The sequence below is a fragment of the Pseudomonas sp. 2822-17 genome, from assembly GCF_002742485.1.
Taxonomy (GTDB): Bacteria; Pseudomonadota; Gammaproteobacteria; order Pseudomonadales; family Pseudomonadaceae; genus Aquipseudomonas; species Aquipseudomonas cyclaminis.
Window position 1 is genome coordinate 230,260 of the sequence record NZ_LJRZ01000247.1, and the last position, 14,890, is coordinate 245,149.

Annotated in this window: 17 protein-coding genes and 1 pseudogene; 7 read left to right on the forward strand and 11 right to left on the reverse strand. The window is 57.3% G+C overall.

Going from position 1 to position 14,890, the window contains the following annotated elements; genetic code table 11:
- Positions 1–19 precede the first annotated feature (19 nt).
- Entirely contained in the window at positions 20–571 is a 552-nt protein-coding gene (locus tag AOA60_RS02815; protein ID WP_099583091.1) for an ATP-dependent Clp protease proteolytic subunit, read from the forward strand.
- Between the two features lie 137 nt (positions 572–708).
- Positions 709–924 carry a hypothetical protein gene (locus tag AOA60_RS02820; RefSeq protein WP_099583093.1) on the forward strand — a complete coding sequence of 72 codons (216 nt, stop codon included), beginning with the start codon at positions 709–711 and terminating at the stop codon, positions 922–924.
- A 48-nt stretch (positions 925–972) separates the two neighbouring features.
- Here AOA60_RS02820 and AOA60_RS02825 read toward each other — a convergent pair whose 3' ends face one another.
- Both AOA60_RS02825 and AOA60_RS02830 read right to left on the reverse strand, forming a co-directional pair.
- A complete protein-coding gene (locus tag AOA60_RS02825; protein ID WP_099583095.1) occupies positions 973–1,242 on the reverse strand; it encodes a DUF6555 family protein in 270 nt (89 codons plus the stop codon).
- A 365-nt stretch (positions 1,243–1,607) separates the two neighbouring features.
- Entirely contained in the window at positions 1,608–1,922 is a 315-nt protein-coding gene (locus AOA60_RS02830; RefSeq protein WP_099583096.1) for a hypothetical protein, read from the reverse strand.
- A 419-nt stretch (positions 1,923–2,341) separates the two neighbouring features.
- Here AOA60_RS02830 and cyoA point away from each other — a divergent pair, with 419 nt between their 5' ends.
- Genes cyoA through cyoD form a run of 4 tightly spaced genes read left to right on the forward strand, consistent with a single transcriptional unit; the run spans position 2,342 to position 6,199 of the window.
- Positions 2,342–3,265 carry a ubiquinol oxidase subunit II gene (cyoA, locus tag AOA60_RS02835; RefSeq protein WP_099583098.1) on the forward strand — a complete coding sequence of 308 codons (924 nt, stop codon included), beginning with the start codon at positions 2,342–2,344 and terminating at the stop codon, positions 3,263–3,265.
- Between the two features lie 2 nt (positions 3,266–3,267).
- Positions 3,268–5,241, forward strand: coding sequence for a cytochrome o ubiquinol oxidase subunit I (gene cyoB / locus AOA60_RS02840; RefSeq protein ID WP_099583099.1), 1,974 nt, complete (start codon positions 3,268–3,270; stop codon positions 5,239–5,241).
- Positions 5,242–5,244: 3 nt separating this feature from the next.
- The gene (locus AOA60_RS02845) at positions 5,245–5,859 is read left to right on the forward strand and encodes a cytochrome o ubiquinol oxidase subunit III (protein WP_099583101.1); all 615 of its coding nucleotides are present in this window, start codon (positions 5,245–5,247) and stop codon (positions 5,857–5,859) included.
- Between the two features lies 1 nt (position 5,860).
- Positions 5,861–6,199, forward strand: coding sequence for a cytochrome o ubiquinol oxidase subunit IV (cyoD, locus tag AOA60_RS02850; RefSeq protein WP_099583102.1), 339 nt, complete (start codon positions 5,861–5,863; stop codon positions 6,197–6,199).
- A 194-nt stretch (positions 6,200–6,393) separates the two neighbouring features.
- Here the strand turns inward: cyoD and AOA60_RS02855 are convergent, their stop codons facing one another.
- The 8 genes from AOA60_RS02855 to AOA60_RS02890 form a co-directional block, all read right to left on the reverse strand.
- On the reverse strand, positions 6,394–7,995 hold the full coding sequence (locus tag AOA60_RS02855) for a histidine kinase famiy protein (protein ID WP_178075311.1): 1,602 nt from the start codon (positions 7,993–7,995) through the stop codon (positions 6,394–6,396).
- A 109-nt stretch (positions 7,996–8,104) separates the two neighbouring features.
- Entirely contained in the window at positions 8,105–8,989 is an 885-nt protein-coding gene (locus AOA60_RS02860) for a manganese catalase family protein (protein WP_099583103.1), read from the reverse strand.
- A gap of 331 nt (positions 8,990–9,320) precedes the next feature.
- Complete coding sequence (locus AOA60_RS02865) at positions 9,321–10,337, reverse strand: M42 family peptidase (protein WP_256592796.1); 1,017 nt, start codon at positions 10,335–10,337, stop codon at positions 9,321–9,323.
- A gap of 224 nt (positions 10,338–10,561) precedes the next feature.
- Positions 10,562–11,491 (reverse strand): ZIP family metal transporter, encoded by a 930-nt coding sequence (locus tag AOA60_RS02870; RefSeq protein ID WP_099583104.1) that lies wholly within the window; start codon positions 11,489–11,491, stop codon positions 10,562–10,564.
- Between the two features lie 22 nt (positions 11,492–11,513).
- Positions 11,514–11,741 carry a PLD nuclease N-terminal domain-containing protein gene (locus AOA60_RS02875; RefSeq protein ID WP_099583105.1) on the reverse strand — a complete coding sequence of 76 codons (228 nt, stop codon included), beginning with the start codon at positions 11,739–11,741 and terminating at the stop codon, positions 11,514–11,516.
- 95 nt (positions 11,742–11,836) lie between these two features.
- Positions 11,837–12,283: a DUF421 domain-containing protein gene (locus tag AOA60_RS02880; RefSeq protein ID WP_054070289.1), complete on the reverse strand. Its 447-nt coding sequence runs from the start codon at positions 12,281–12,283 to the stop codon at positions 11,837–11,839.
- 7 nt (positions 12,284–12,290) lie between these two features.
- A complete protein-coding gene (locus AOA60_RS02885; protein WP_099583106.1) occupies positions 12,291–12,809 on the reverse strand; it encodes a hypothetical protein in 519 nt (172 codons plus the stop codon).
- Positions 12,809–13,315: a CinA family protein gene (locus tag AOA60_RS02890; RefSeq protein ID WP_099583107.1), complete on the reverse strand. Its 507-nt coding sequence runs from the start codon at positions 13,313–13,315 to the stop codon at positions 12,809–12,811. The genes AOA60_RS02885 and AOA60_RS02890 overlap by 1 nt, the downstream gene beginning before the upstream one ends.
- 73 nt (positions 13,316–13,388) lie before the next feature.
- On the opposite strand from AOA60_RS02890, the pseudogene AOA60_RS02895 reads away from it, so the two are divergent.
- Positions 13,389–13,508 (forward strand): annotated as a pseudogene (locus AOA60_RS02895) (transposase domain-containing protein); the annotation flags it as partial.
- 74 nt (positions 13,509–13,582) lie between these two features.
- Here AOA60_RS02895 and fabF read toward each other — a convergent pair.
- On the reverse strand, positions 13,583–14,881 hold the full coding sequence (gene fabF / locus AOA60_RS02900; protein ID WP_099583108.1) for a beta-ketoacyl-ACP synthase II: 1,299 nt from the start codon (positions 14,879–14,881) through the stop codon (positions 13,583–13,585).
- Between the last annotated feature and the right edge of the window lie 9 nt (positions 14,882–14,890).

Below are 14,890 nucleotides of genomic sequence, written 5' to 3' on the forward strand. Positions count from 1 at the left end.
CTGATGGACGGGAGACACCATGCCTTTACACGTCATTAACTTTACCGGGCCGGTCACCGCTTCTACCTGCAGCCAACTCATCGAAAAAGCCTCGTTGGCCGTTCAGCAAGAGGCTTCGGGCCTGGTAGTGAACATCGCCACGATGGGCGGCGAATGCAGCTACGGTTTTACCATGTACAACTTCCTGCTGGCGCTGCCGATCGCGGTGCACACCCACAACCTCGGCACCGTGGAGTCGATGGGCAATATCATCTTTCTGGCCGGTGAGCGCAGGACGGCGTGCAAGCACAGCAAGTTTCTGTTTCATCCGTTTCACTGGCATGTGCAAGGCGCCGTCGACCATTCGCGTATGTCCGAATACGCCATGAGCCTTGACTACGACTTGCAGTTGTATGCACGCATCGTCGAAGAGCGTACCCAGGATGCAAAGGAAAAACTCGAAACAGAAAAGTACCTGATCGCGGCGCCGCGCATTCTCGACCCGCAACAAGCCATGACAGCCGGCTTGATCCATGGGATCGAACTACCGGTCATCCAGGCAGAGTTTGTAAGCAGCTTCATTCACTCCTAGCGCTTTTAAACTGAAACCCCAATATTGGCGTTTTAACATCAATTAATCGCTTGTTTGAAACTCTTCCTTTTTTTTATTGAAATCGTTCAACTCATCATGGATTGTGAGTGAGCTTTTAATTCAGGGAGGAGTCGAACATGTCTGGTCTACACGCGAACGGCCAGTGCGCCCAATGTAAACAGCCCTTGGAGCCGACGACGGACGAACCCTCCTATCTGGTGTCCACAGCCGCCGAGATGCTCTGCCCGCAATGCAGGCAACAGTATCTGGCGGACTTGATGATGGACGCCCTTCAACGCAGCGCCCTCAAGTTATGCATGCTGCAGGAACGTCGAAAAAACAGTAAGGTTTGACTCAAACCAACACCACACTCAAATGAGTTCATTTGTTAAAAGTTGCATTCATTCAGGGGGCGGCGGTACATAGGGCTGTGCAATAAATGGAATACTGCCAGAAGGACGCCACCTGACATTCTCCAGGCCGTAGCGTTCTGCAAGGGGTCTGCTGACCCGCTTGATCTTTTCATGGCGTGACCGCGGAATTATACCGATCCCAGCATCGCAAGATGCCCAATGCCACGCTTCTGCATTATTCATAACCTCTGCTCTTATAATGAAAGATCTCGGCTTATGATGGTATTCGTACTCGATAATATATAAAGAATTTTTCATATGCCCTCCTTCTGATTTTTGTTATTGAAGCAGCGCGAAGGTTCAGATTTTTCCTCTTGATGTGTATTTTTAGTTGCGCCCACTTGCGGCCCTATCGGGATATGACCATTCGTCGGCACCTCAGAAAAAAAACAAAACCGTTTTCGCTTTAACGCTTCTTACTATTGAGCCTGTTCCCTCCAGGCTCTGGTAAAAACTCCTGTCTTGCCCGTACTCCGTACGGGCTTTTTTTCGAGCAGTACATAGGGCCGTAACGCTATTCGGCGAGCCGGTGACTAGTGCGCCGAACTTATATACGCAACGGCGGCTTATTTCGCTGCGTCTGAATGCGCTGCGGTGCGTAACTTGAACTTCACGGCGCCCCGTTAATCGTCCTCGTGCAGGTGCGCGTCGGCGCAAGGCAGCCGTCCCGATTCCCCGCCAACGATCCGTTCCGCCTGATCAATGCCGCGCTTGAGCGCGTCGTGCATGGTCCATTCGGCGCCCGGCAACTGCTTGGTGCGTTCGACCACGCATTGCCCCGTCGCGGTATAGACGCTGACCAACACTTCGATATCGGCGTCTTCGCGCTCCCGGGCTCTGACTTCGATATGGCAACCGTTTTCCACTTCCTGAGTAAAGCATTCCTCTTCCAATGCCTTTTCTGCCCATGCTTTATAGGTATTACCACGAATAAACATAACTATTCTCCCGGGCCGTTAGTGGGTTGACCCTCAAGTAAGACCTGAATGCACCAACAGGGATTCCGTATTTTTTACAAGGGAAATTGCATCATGCACCTATAAAACTCTACTGCCGTTTCGCTTGTTAAGCCGTTCGTCAGGCGAAGTAACAAATTGTTAAACCAACCCCGTGACGTCTATTCAAAATATTCGGCAGCGCGGTGAAACCGCCCACCGTAGAGCAGCAGCGAAAGCCAAAAGATTCGGGCAGTGGGTGCGTTTTATCCATTGATGGCGCTGTATTGCCTGGCGTCAGGCACTTGACTGCGCCAGGCACTAACAAACGCAGCGCCAGCGTTTCGCTTAAGTGATTTGCGAACACTGTCGCCGGAGTTTCGGCGCCGTCACAACGGACGTTTTCAATACAGGAGCAAGGCATGAAACGAGCGATTGGCTATTGCCTGGCATATCTCGCCAGCGTCTTCTTGTTAAGCGGCTGCAACTTAGTGGTGTTCAACCCCAAAGGGCAGATTGCAACCGATGAGCGCGACCTGATTATCCTCGCCACCGGCTTGATGCTGTTGGTTGTGGTGCCGGTGATCGTGCTGATGTTCGTATTCGCCTACCGCTACCGCGCCACCAATAAAAAGGCCCGTTACTCACCGCGCTGGGCCAGTTCCCACAAAATCGAAGCGGTGGTGTGGGGCGTGCCGCTGCTGATCATCATCGCCTTGGGCTGGGTGACGTGGAAAACCACCCACTCCCTCGACCCCTATCGCCCGCTCGACTCGGACACGCCACCGATCAACGTCCAGGTGGTGGCCACCGACTGGAAGTGGCTGTTCATCTACCCAGACCTGGGCATCGCCAGCGTCAACGAACTGGCCTTGCCAGTGCACACGCCGGTGAGTTTCACCATCACTTCCGATGCGGCCATGACGTCGTTCTTCATACCGGCGCTGGGTGGTCAGATTTACGCCATGGCAGGCATGCAGACCAAGTTGCACCTGATCGCCAACGAGACCGGCGAGTTCAAAGGGATCGCCGCCAACTACAACGGCCCCGGTTTTTCCGACATGCATTTCACCACGCTGTCATTAAGCACCACCGACTTCCAGGCCTGGGTGAACAAGGTCAAGGGCGCCTCCACAACCCTTGACCAAACGAGCTATGCGCACTTGGCCAAGCCCACCATCAAGCACCCGGTGACCTATTACTCGGCAGTGCAGGAGCGGCTGTTCCTGGACATCGTCGATAAATACGAAGGCATGAACAAGGCCAATAAAACCAGGCGAGCGCCATTGAGCGGCACTGGAGAGCGCGTCGATCAACGCACCCGTTTACTGGCCGAGGAGCAATAGCAATGTTCGGAAAACTCTCATGGGATGCGATTCCAACCACTGAACCGATTGTGATGTATACGCTGGCCTTCATCGGGCTGATCGGCGCGGCGATAGTGGGCACCATTACCTGGAAGCACAAATGGGGCTATTTGTGGCGCGAGTGGTTCACATCGGTGGACCACAAAAAGATCGGCTGTATGTACATCATCGTCGCGCTGGTGATGCTGCTCCGCGGTTTTTCCGACGCGATCATGATGCGCACCCAGCAAGCCATGGCCGCCAGTGGCGGGCCGGGTTATCTGCCGCCGGAACACTACGACCAGATCTTCACTGCCCATGGCGTGATCATGATTTTTTTCGTGGCCATGCCCTTCGTCGTCGGCCTGATGAACGTTGTGGTGCCGTTGCAGATCGGCGCACGCGACGTGGCCTACCCGTTTCTCAACGCGCTGAGCTTCTGGCTGTTCGTGGCCGGTGCCGCGCTGGTCAACGTCTCACTGGGGATCGGTGAGTTCGCACGAACCGGTTGGGTCGCCTATCCGCCGTTATCCGGGTTGGCCTACAGCCCCGGGGTCGGGGTGGACTACTACATCTGGTCATTGCAGATATCCGGCATCGGCACGTTACTGACCGGGCTGAATTTCTTCGTCACGATCTTGAAGATGCGTACCGAAGGCATGACGTTGTTCAAGATGCCGGTGTTCACCTGGAATGCGCTGTGCACCTCGGTGCTGATCCTGGCGTCGTTTCCAATTCTTACTGCCACCCTGCTGATGCTGTCCCTGGACCGTTACCTGGGCATGCATTTCTTCACCAACGAAGCCGGCGGCAACCCGATGATGTACGTCAACTTGATCTGGGCCTGGGGGCATCCGGAGGTGTACATCCTGATCCTGCCGGCGTTCGGGGTGTTTTCCGAGATTGCCGCGACCTTCAGCAGTAAGCGGCTGTTCGGTTACGTGTCGCTGGTATGGGCGACGATTGCGATTACCGTGTTGTCGTTCATCGTGTGGCTGCACCACTTTTTCACCATGGGCGCAGGGGGTAACGTCAACGCGTTCTTCGGCATCATGACCATGATTATCGCGGTGCCGACCGGGGTGAAAATCTTCACCTGGCTGTTCACCATGTACCGTGGCCGGGTGCGCTTCGAGACCCCCATGCTGTGGACCCTGGGCTTTATCGTGACCTTCAGCATCGGCGGGATGACCGGGGGATTGCTGGCAGTACCGGGCGCCGACTTTATGCTGCACAACAGCCTGTTCCTGATCGCGCATTTTCACAACGTGATCATCGGCGGCGCGGTGTTCGGCTACATGGCCGGCCTGACCTACTGGTTCCCCAAGGCCTTTGGCTTCCGCTTGAACGACAAGCTGGGCCGCATCGCCTTCTGGTGCTGGCTGATCGGCTTTTATTTCGCGTTCATGCCGTCGTACGTACTGGGCTTCATGGGCATGACCCGCCGACTCAACCACTTCGATAATCCGGAATGGCGGCCTTGGCTGCTGCTGGAACTGCTGGGCGTGGCAATCATCCTCTGCGGCGTGGCCGCCCAGGCACTGCAACTGTTCGTCAGCATCCGCAACCGCCACCAATACCGCGACCTCACTGGCGACCCGTGGGACGGGCGCACCCTGGAGTGGGCCACCGCCTCTCCGCCACCGCTGTACAACTTCGCCGAGCAACCCAAGGTCAATGACCTGGACGCTTATTGGGGCATGAAGGAGCGCGGCGTGAGCACCCTCAGCCACACCGACTACCGAAGCATCCACATGCCGCGCAACACCGCCTCGGGCCTGGTGATCAGCCTGTTCGCGCTGATCTGCAGCTTCGCCCTGGTCTGGCACATCTGGTGGCTGGCGGCGTTCGGGCTGGTGGCTTCGGTGGTCGCGTTCGTGGTGCGCAGCTACGACGAAGACACCGATTACTTCGTGCCCGCGCAAGAGGTGGCACGCATCGAAACGGCACGTCTCAAAGACCTGGCAGAGGCTTGATCCATGTCCAATATCGTGATTGAAAAAGACGTCGCTCATATTCAGGAACACGGACATGAAGACGCGGGTTCGCTGAGCGTCTTCGGGTTCTGGATCTACCTGATGACCGACTGCATCCTGTTCGCGAGCTTGTTCGCCGGCTATGCAGTGTTGCGCGACAGCGTGGCCGGCGGTCCTTCGAGCGTGGATATTTTCGAACTGCCCTATGTGCTCGCTGAAACCATGCTGCTGCTGTTGAGCAGCATCACCTACGGCTACGCGATGCTCGCGATGAACCGTGGCCAGCAAAGCCAGGTGCTGCGCTGGCTGGGACTCACGTTCGTGCTCGGCGCCGGCTTCATCGCCATGGAAATCAACGAGTTCCACCATCTGATCGCAGAAGGCTACGGACCCGACCGCAGCGCGTTTCTGACCGCGTTTTTCACCCTTGTCGGCACCCACGGCGCGCACGTGGTGACGGGGTTGATCTGGATGGCTGTGCTGATGGTGCAGATTCGCCAGAAAGGCCTGACCAACACCACCGCCACCCGGCTCAGTTGCCTGAGCCTGTTCTGGCACTTCCTGGACGTGGTGTGGATCTGCGTTTTTACCGTGGTCTATTTGTTGGGAGTGGTGTGACATGTACAAACAAAGTCAGATTCACAGCAGCGCCGGTACCAGCCATGGCAGTAGCCGTTCCTACTTGGTCGGGTTCCTGCTGTCGGTGCTGCTGACCCTGATCCCTTTCGCCTTGGTGATGTTCCCTTCGCTTCCGCGCACCATCACCGCCTGGCTGGTGGTGGCGCTGGGGGTTATCCAGATCGTGGTCCACCTCAAATTCTTCCTGCATCTGGATACGGCCGAGGAACAACGCTGGAACCTGATTGCACTGATTTTTTCGGCGGTCATCATTCTTTTGCTGGTAGGGCTCTCGCTATGGATCATGGGCAGTATTCACCACAACATGCTGGCGCACTGAGGCGTACACCCTGGCCTTCTGCGTCGGCACCCTGCTGCTGGGAGTGGTGGCCCAGATGGGCATACCGTATTTCGCCGTGATCAGCGCGTTGGGCGGTTACTGGCTGGCGCTGGCCAACAGCGGCGTGCGCCGGGTCGATCCAGCGCGCTGGGCGCGCTCGATCTTCGGCTTCTCGATTCTGTTGGTGATGGCCCTCAACCTGATGCTGGCGCTGTCCACGCTGTGTCGAGCAAGCTGCGAATCTTCCTGGGCAAATCAGCGGGCTGGTAGGGTTTGGCAATCAACTCGAACTCATGCACCTGTATATCCGCGCGCTCCAACGAGTCTTTCGCATAGCCCGTCGTAAGCAGCACCCTGGTGTGCGGATACAGGCGCGCTATCTCGCGCGCGAGCTCCGCGCCATTCATCTGGCCGGGCATGATCAAGTCACTGAACACCAGGTCATAGGTCGTGCCGGCGAGCCGGTCCAGCGCCTCGGCGGCAGTGTGCGCAATGTCGGTGCGATAACCGTAGTCAGACAGAACCTCCTGCGCGAGCTCGGCCACTTCGGGCCGGTCCTCCACGATCAAGATGCGCTCGTCGCCTTGAAGCGAGGTGGCCGCAGGCGTTTGCTCGACCCAGAGTTGGCTGTCGTTCGCCCGAAAATACAGGCATACCGTCGTGCCAACGCCTGGGTAGGAATGGATGCGCGCAGTACCGCCCGATTGCTTGACGAAGCCATACACCATCGACAACCCCAGCCCCGAGCCCTTGCCCTCTTCCTTGGTGGTGAAGAACGGCTGCATGATTTTCTCCTGGACGCTCTCATCGATGCCATTGCCGTTATCGCTGATCGAGAGGCCCACGTAGCGGCCTTCAGCCAGCCCGTCGCGTTGCGCATTGGCATCGCCCGGAACCTGAACGTTGCGCGTCTTGACCGTCACGGTCGGCGCGGCATGTCCTTCGAGCGCATCCTGGGCGTTGGATAACAAATGCTGCACGGCCAGCTCCGCCTGCGCAGGGTCAATACGGCAGTTCCACAGGTCTTCAGCCAGATCTACATGCAGCTGAACATCCTGCAGTGTCTGCGCCAGGAAATCGGTGCGGCTCAGCAAGGTGTTCAGGTTGATCACGCGACTGTCGAGCCGTTGCTTGCGCGAGAACGCGAGTAGTTGTTGGGTCAGGGTTTGAGCTTTTTCGGCGGCGGCCCTGGCGCGGCTGGCGCTGTTGAAGATGCGCTGCGGGTCGGTGCCGGGGCGCTTGGCGCTCTGCTGGATCAGTTCGAGATAACCGACCATCACCTGCAGCAGGTTATTGAAGTCATGGGCGATGCCGCCGGTCAGTTGCCCCAGGGCCTCCAGGTCCTGGACGCGGCGCACGCGCAGTTCAGCGTCGTGGCGCCGGCTCACGTCCAATTGGGAGGCGAAAAAGTACACCAGTTGGCCGCTTTCGTTGAACAACGGCGAAATGAACAGTTCATTCCAGAACGTCGAACCGTCCTTGCGGTAGTTGAGTACTTCCACACATACCTCATGGCGGCATGTCATCGCTTGCTGCACTTGCCGCAGCGCACGTTTATCGGTTTCAGGTCCTTGCAGGAGCCTGCAATTGCGCCCGATGACTTCATCCTGTTCATACCCCGTCAGCCTCAGGAACGCCTGATTGGCGAAGATGATCGGGTTGTCGGGTTGGGCCGGGTCGCAAACGATCATCGCGCTTTGGCTGGTTTCCATGGCCGCGAAAAACAGGTCTTTGCGGCTGGAAGAGAGCCGAGCCGGGTCGACACGGTCGACCACGGGCTTTTTCTTGCTTGCCAAGGTTCACCTCCAGTTACGTGGCGCGTGTTCCATGGACCGTGAAAACGTCGCACAGTGCCACCCTGCACTGAATTGGCGCCCGCCGCAGGCGGTCGGGCGCCGCCCAACGTCAAATCTCGCGTTTAGATTGCATTCCCGAGCCCAGGTCAGCACCGGAAACGGGATCGCTCGTCGCGTCCGAGGCGGTGCGGATCTTCATCGCGCTCAACGTCGCTTCGTCATCGGCATCCAGCTGCACAGTGGCCAAGCCATCACCACCATCGACCGCCGGTTGCGGGTTCTCCACGAACTCCCACCCTTCGCCCTGGTTCCACGGGCCACGCAGACTTTGCGCGCCTTGGGACATGTTGTAATAAACCTGCGTGAATTCCGGCATGCCCGGCAGCTTGCCTTGAGGGAAGTTCGGCTGGATCGAATGCAGCGCCTTTTCAAAAGACAGTTGATGCGCGATTTCCCGCGTCATCAAAAAGCCCAGCGCCTCTTTTACGCCCGGATCATCCGTGACGTTCATCAGTCGCTCGTAGACGATTTTGGCGCGGGCTTCGGCGGCGATATTGGAGCGCATGTCCGCGGTGGGCTCACCGATGGTGTCGATATAGGCCGCTGTCCAGGGCACGCCGGCAGAGTTGGTCAATGGCGCACCGGCACCGTACAGCAGGCTGGTGATGTGAGAGTCATTGCCGGCACCGTTGAGGGAACGATACAACTCGCCCTCCTCTTCCACGCCTTCGGCCAGGCGCCCCTTGGCGCCCTTGTTGAGCATCACGATGATGGACCCGACGATCTCCAGATGGCTGAGCTCTTCGGTGGCGATGTCCATCAGCAGATCCTTGCGGCCCGGATCGTCTTCAGCCAAGGCCTGGGTGAAGTAGCGGGACGCTGCCGCGAGCTCCCCTTGAGCGCCGCCAAACTGTTCCAGCAGCAGGTTGGCCAGACCTGGATTAGGCTCGGCGACACGGACTGTGTATTGAAGTCGCTTGTTATGTAGAAACATGAACAAATCTCCTCAGGCTTAAGAAGGGGCAGCGCCCGCCTGGAGCACTGCCTACCTTTTTGTGAGGCGCTTCCCTGTTCATAAATTTCAAAATAAACCGTTGCAGTGCGACCAGCGGTCGGGGGTTACGCATCAAGCGAAACCGCGACGCAGAGCACTTGTGGCTCACTTCCCGGCGTCCTCGTTCGGCTCAGGCGATGAAAGGCGCGACTGGCAAGCGAAGCGCAAAGTCATGTGGTGAGCCGAAACTTATGTTGAAGCGAGCATGCACGTTCCCGCGCCTGTAGCCTCATCAGTTTGAACAAGCTACTCGCTGGAAGGCTTTCAGCCTTTAGCAAGTGGCCAGGTACTCGCAAAGCGTCGCCGAACAAGCCCGAACTGCGCCGTCCACAATCAGCTCATAACCATGAGTGTTTTCGGTAGGTATTGCTATGCACCCCGCTCTGGCCGACGAGCCATTGCTTAATACGGCGCTCGCATCTGAAGCAAAATCGACGAGTAACGCGTATTGAGGGCTGTAACCACAGCGCTCTGCTGCAGCAGCTAAGGACGTCACGATGTCGCGTGTGTAATAGCCCTTTTCGTCGCCGGTATTGATGATTGGATCGACACTCAGCCTCGTTCCATACTCATCCATCACTGGCCCGACCTCTACAGCGATAGTGGTTTCACCTGGAAGAGTTGCGGATGCGAACATCGCCCCTGCATTGGATTCTTCTTCCGACGTCGTAAATACTAGATATACGTCGCATGCCAGCTCATCTCGACGATGGCTCAATTGATGGGCGGAATCGATCACGGCCGCCATGGGGGCACGGTCATCCAGAAAATGCGCAGCGATGGCGTCACCCACCCGAAACGGTTCACGCCAATGACGACTCAACACGACCCGCGTACCCGGACGTACGCCCTGAGTGCGCAAGACCGGCGGTGAAGATCGCGTAATCACATGAACGTCATTCCAGTGCACGTTTCCCGATAACACATCAGCGCCTTGGGGTGCATTCTGCGTTGCATGCATTGAGCCGAAAGATAAAACGCCTGGGATAATTTCGTTATCACCCAGAATATCAACCGGACACATACCGAAATTCACCGGGTTCGCGCCTCCCAGCGCAGTAACTCTCAATGTGCCGTCTTCATTGACGCTCTTAACCACCATCGCGATTTCATCCATGTGCGCCATGACCCTTACGGCTCTGCGCGATTCGGTAACCTCCCGCTTACCCTTGATAAGTCCTATGACGTTACCTGCGGCATCAACCCATGTTTCGTCGCAGAGAGGAGTAATGGTTTGCAAGCATATTTCGCGAACCTCATCTTCCTGCCCACCTGGCCCGCGAGCCATCAGGAGTTGAGTCAACAATTCGGAAAGTGTGTTTTGCGGGTTTGAGGCTCTGGAATTCGCTTCACGTTGTGCATCAGACATTTTCGGTCTCTCGCGCAGGCATTTGTAAATGGCAAGCGGCACCATTGCAGCGCCGCCTGATTTCAAATCACGGCTTTTACTTGGATTACAAATTCAAGAGGTGTTCCGGAAATTTTTCAGGGCGACGGATAAAAGGTTCAGAACTAACCCAGGGCTGTATCAAGAAACATCATGACTGCGAAACCCAGCATCAGGCCTAAGGTCGCTGGTGTCTCATGACCATTGCGATGTGTCTCGGGAATGACCTCATGGGACACTACAAAAATCATGGCGCCAGCTGCTAAGCCGAGAGCGATGGGATACCCCAAGGCAAAGCTACTGGAAATCCCTAAACCGACAATTGCCCCCAAGGGTTCCATCAGCCCCGAACCAACCGCAATCAGCGCGGCTCGAAGCGCAGAGATGCCTGTCACCCGTAATGCCAGGGCGACTGCCAACCCTTCCGGAATGTCCTGTATGGCAATCGCGGTTGTCAGCGGCAGCCCCACCTTCATATCGCCGTTGGCGAAGCTCACTCCAATAGCCATCCCTTCTGGCAGGTTATGCAGCGTGATTGCCAAGACGAACAACCAGACCCGATTGATACGCTGCGCGTCCGGCCCCCTGCGTCCGCTTTTCTCGTGTTCGTGAGGGACGAAACGATCAAGGCCAACCATCAGCGCTACGCCCAATCCCAATCCCGCAACAACAACGCATGCTGCGAGCAACTGGTTTGCGCAAAGGGCCTGAGCTGCTTCGATACCAGGGAGAATGAGCGAGAAGGAACTGGCGGCCAGCATCATGCCGGCGGCAAAGCCAAGCATGATGTCTTGCGTACGAGCGGTTATGTCACGCAATGCGACTGCTGCAATGGCTCCAAGTCCTGTCGCGGCGAACCCGGATAGCCCGCCCAGAAAAGCAAAGTGGAGATTCGCCTTGTTGGCACCGACAAACGATCCATAACCGCTGACCAAGAGGAAAACAGTGACACACAACAGCAACGCCCAAAAGGACAGTCCTCCCCACCCTGAGCGGGAAACGTGTGCCAACCAACCGCGCAAGTGCACTCCAAAAGATGAAGAGGGTTCCGTCATTCTTCCTCCGTAGCTTTAAGCGTCAGCCTTTACTATGCTCGGGCGAGGAAGGCCCCTCCTTGACGCCCCGTGGTCCGGCGACTCCCCAGACGACTAAACCCACTACCGGGAATATGATCAGACCAAGCGCCCACGCTGATTTTATCCCTACGGTTTTGTCGCTCCGAAACACGCTGACAATGGCCAATAGATCGACAAGCAGAATGAACACGGCGACAGCAATCGCAAAATAACTGGTGGCTTCAGACATGGTTTAGCCCTCCTTAGGGTGTTAACCCTTAGGCTCCGGGCAAATACGGACGTTCCAAGAAAATCACGGGTCTGCAGCTAGCACGGGTCTGCGTTTTAATTTTCTTTGGCAATGATGGAGATTTTTCCGTTGCGCTCAATTATCGCGAACTTGATCTCTTCCAGCCTCTCGATACCTTGGCTGGAGCGCGCAGCCTCCATTACATCGGCTTCGATTAATCGAGCGTGACGCAGGCGTCTGTGCAGGAGCTTGCCATTCTCGACGATGATCGTTGGCTCACCATCGATCAGCCTTGATACCCAGCCAGAACGCTGTTTAAGCAGCGATAGGCCAACGTCAATGGCGATCAGCGTCACGATGACGAGCACGCCGTTGGTGATGGAAAAATCATCGCCCAGCAGCGCTTGCTGGGTGGCTTCGCCGATCATCATCAGCAAGACGAAATCGAAGGTCGTCAGCTCTGCCAATGAGCGCCGCCCAGCAATCTTGAAGAGCACCATAAGGGCTAAATACATTGCTCCTGCACGCAAGACAGAGTCCATGGGTCACCTAAGGAAAAATGAATTGAACAAGCCTTACGCTTGAAGTGCCGGCTGAGATGATTTTGCTGCGCAAGAGACCGACCGCGTCGCCGCGTAAGGTGATGTACAGGGTTGCCTGCCCGTCAGCGTCAGTTTGCATCCAGAGTTTCATGCCCTGAGAAGAGCTGCGTGAGCGCAATGGTTCAGGTTGTAATGTTTCAATGCTGAAGCCCTCCAGCAACTGCCCAGCCAGCTCCAGTTCAACGGGTGAGTTTGGCCTTTCTGTCAGCGTGATTTTCATCGAGTTGGTGGAGCCGTTTCGATGAAACATCTCGTATTCGACCCTGACCTTCCCATCGTCGCTACGCACCTCTCTCGAACTGAGCAGTCCTCTGGAAAACACGCCCCCGAGCGCCATCACCAAAATCAGAACCAACACGTACCAGCCGACCCGCTCGAAACGCCAGACCTTCAATTGATAGGCCATGTCCTCACGAACGGGATGGTTTCGGCTTTTCAAGTCTGGATGATCGGTGTCTTCGCTCATCAGGCTTCACCTGTATCGCCGAGCTGCGCGCGGCGATGAAAATGAGGAAGCTGGCGCAAGGCGTATTCGGTGGCTTGCTCTTGAACCTGACAACGTCCGCCGAAGAACCGGTGTTCGTGACTGAAGAGATAGCACTTGTCATCGGACTGAAACGCCCAGGCAAAACAAATTGTGCCCGCAGGAATGCCGTCCACAGCGTCGGGGCCGAGTATCCCTGTAGTCGCGATGGCGGCATTTGCAGTGCTGTCTCGTAACGCCCCTCTGGCCATTTCCTCAGCGACTTCGACGCTCGTCAGGTTGAACGTCTCGATAGTCTGGGGGCTGACATGGAGCAATCGTTGCTTGGCCTGTGGCGAATAGACCACATAACCACATTCGATGAATTCGCCGCTGCCTTCCACTTCAGACAACAGCGAGACGATTCTGCCTGCGGTGCAGGACTCCGCCGTGGTCACTACCAAGGCGTGCTCACGCAAGTATTGGACGATCTCATCTGCGATGGGCATGTGCTGAACTCATCGGGGTATTGTTTGATCGACCACTATAGAAGCCGAACATTCCAACGATTTTCGACGAAAAGGATTTAGAGCGGCTGCGATTTACAGCCTGCTGGGGTCGGCCAAGCTCAACGACCTGAACCCGCAAGCCTATTTGACACGCGTGCTGGAGCGCATCGCCGTACGCCCGATCAGTCGGGTCAGTGCAGTTCGCACGCTTACTGCCTTGCAGCCTCTACAGCGACTCATCTGCCGTCTCCCGGGCACAACCTGTCATCACACTTCAGACTCAGGCACCCAGCGGCGGAACAGCACACTCGCGTTAACGCCGCCAAAACCGAACCCATTTGAGAGTGCGTTCGTGATCGCCATCTCCCGGGACTTGAGGCGCACCAAGTCAAGCCCTGCGGCCGCCTCATCGGCATGATTCAGGTTGAGCGTGGGAGGCACGACCTGATCACGAAGCGCCAGTACGGTAAAGATCGCCTCAATGCCTCCGGCCGCACCCAGAAGATGCCCGGTGGCAGACTTGGTCGAGCTGATTGCCACGCCAGAATCGCTCCCGAATACCGCGCGAATGGCGGCCAACTCGCCCTTGTCACCGACCTGGGTGGAGGTCGCGTGTGCGTTGATGTGCTGCACATCCAGAGGGCTGACAGCCGCCTGACGCAGTGCCTGCTCCATGGCGCGGCGTGCGCCGCTACCGTCCTCGGGACCTGCGGTCAGGTGATAGGCATCTGCACTGGTGCCATAACCCACCAGCTCGGCCAGTGGCTTGGCGCCACGCGCGAGGGCATGCTCCAGTGACTCGATCACCAGCAACCCCGCGCCTTCGGACATCACGAAGCCATCGCGATCCCGATCAAAAGGCCGTGAAGCCTGCTGCGGGTGCTCGGCAAAACCGGTGGATAGCGCACGCGCCGCTGCAAAACACCCCAGGGTCACACGGTCGATCGCCGCTTCGGTACCGCCGCACAGGGCGATATCCGCCTCACCACTTCTGATGATCCTGGCGGCATCGCCGATAGCCTGTACGCCGGCGGCGCAGGCCGTGACCGGGGCGCCGAGCGGCCCTTTGAAACCGTGCTGGATGGAAACGTGCCCCGCCGCCATGTTGGCGAGAAAAGACGGCGCGGTGAATGGCGATAATCTGCGCGGGCCACGTGTGTCGGTGGTCCGCACAGCATCGGCAATCACACCAAACCCGCCCACGCCAGATGCAATAATCGTCGCGGTCCTTTGCTGGTCTGCGCTTTCAGTCGGGTGCCAGCCTGCCAGCTCAAGCGCCTCATGCGCCGCCACAAGAGCAAACTCAATGAAGCGATCCATCTTCTTGCGGTCCTTGGCCGAAATGATGCGCTCAGGGTCATACCCCGCGATGGCATCTTCCGCCAGTGACGGCACCTGACCACCGACTGCAACACCGGTTCCCTCGGTAACCTCGCCCGGTAGCTGGCGGATGCCCGAACGTCCAGCCAACAAGCGCTTCCAGACCTCCTCAACCCCGCATCCCAGCGGCCCGACAATGCCGACGCCCGTGACCACGATTCGCTTTTGTCCGTTGAGATTATTCATTGAACCCTC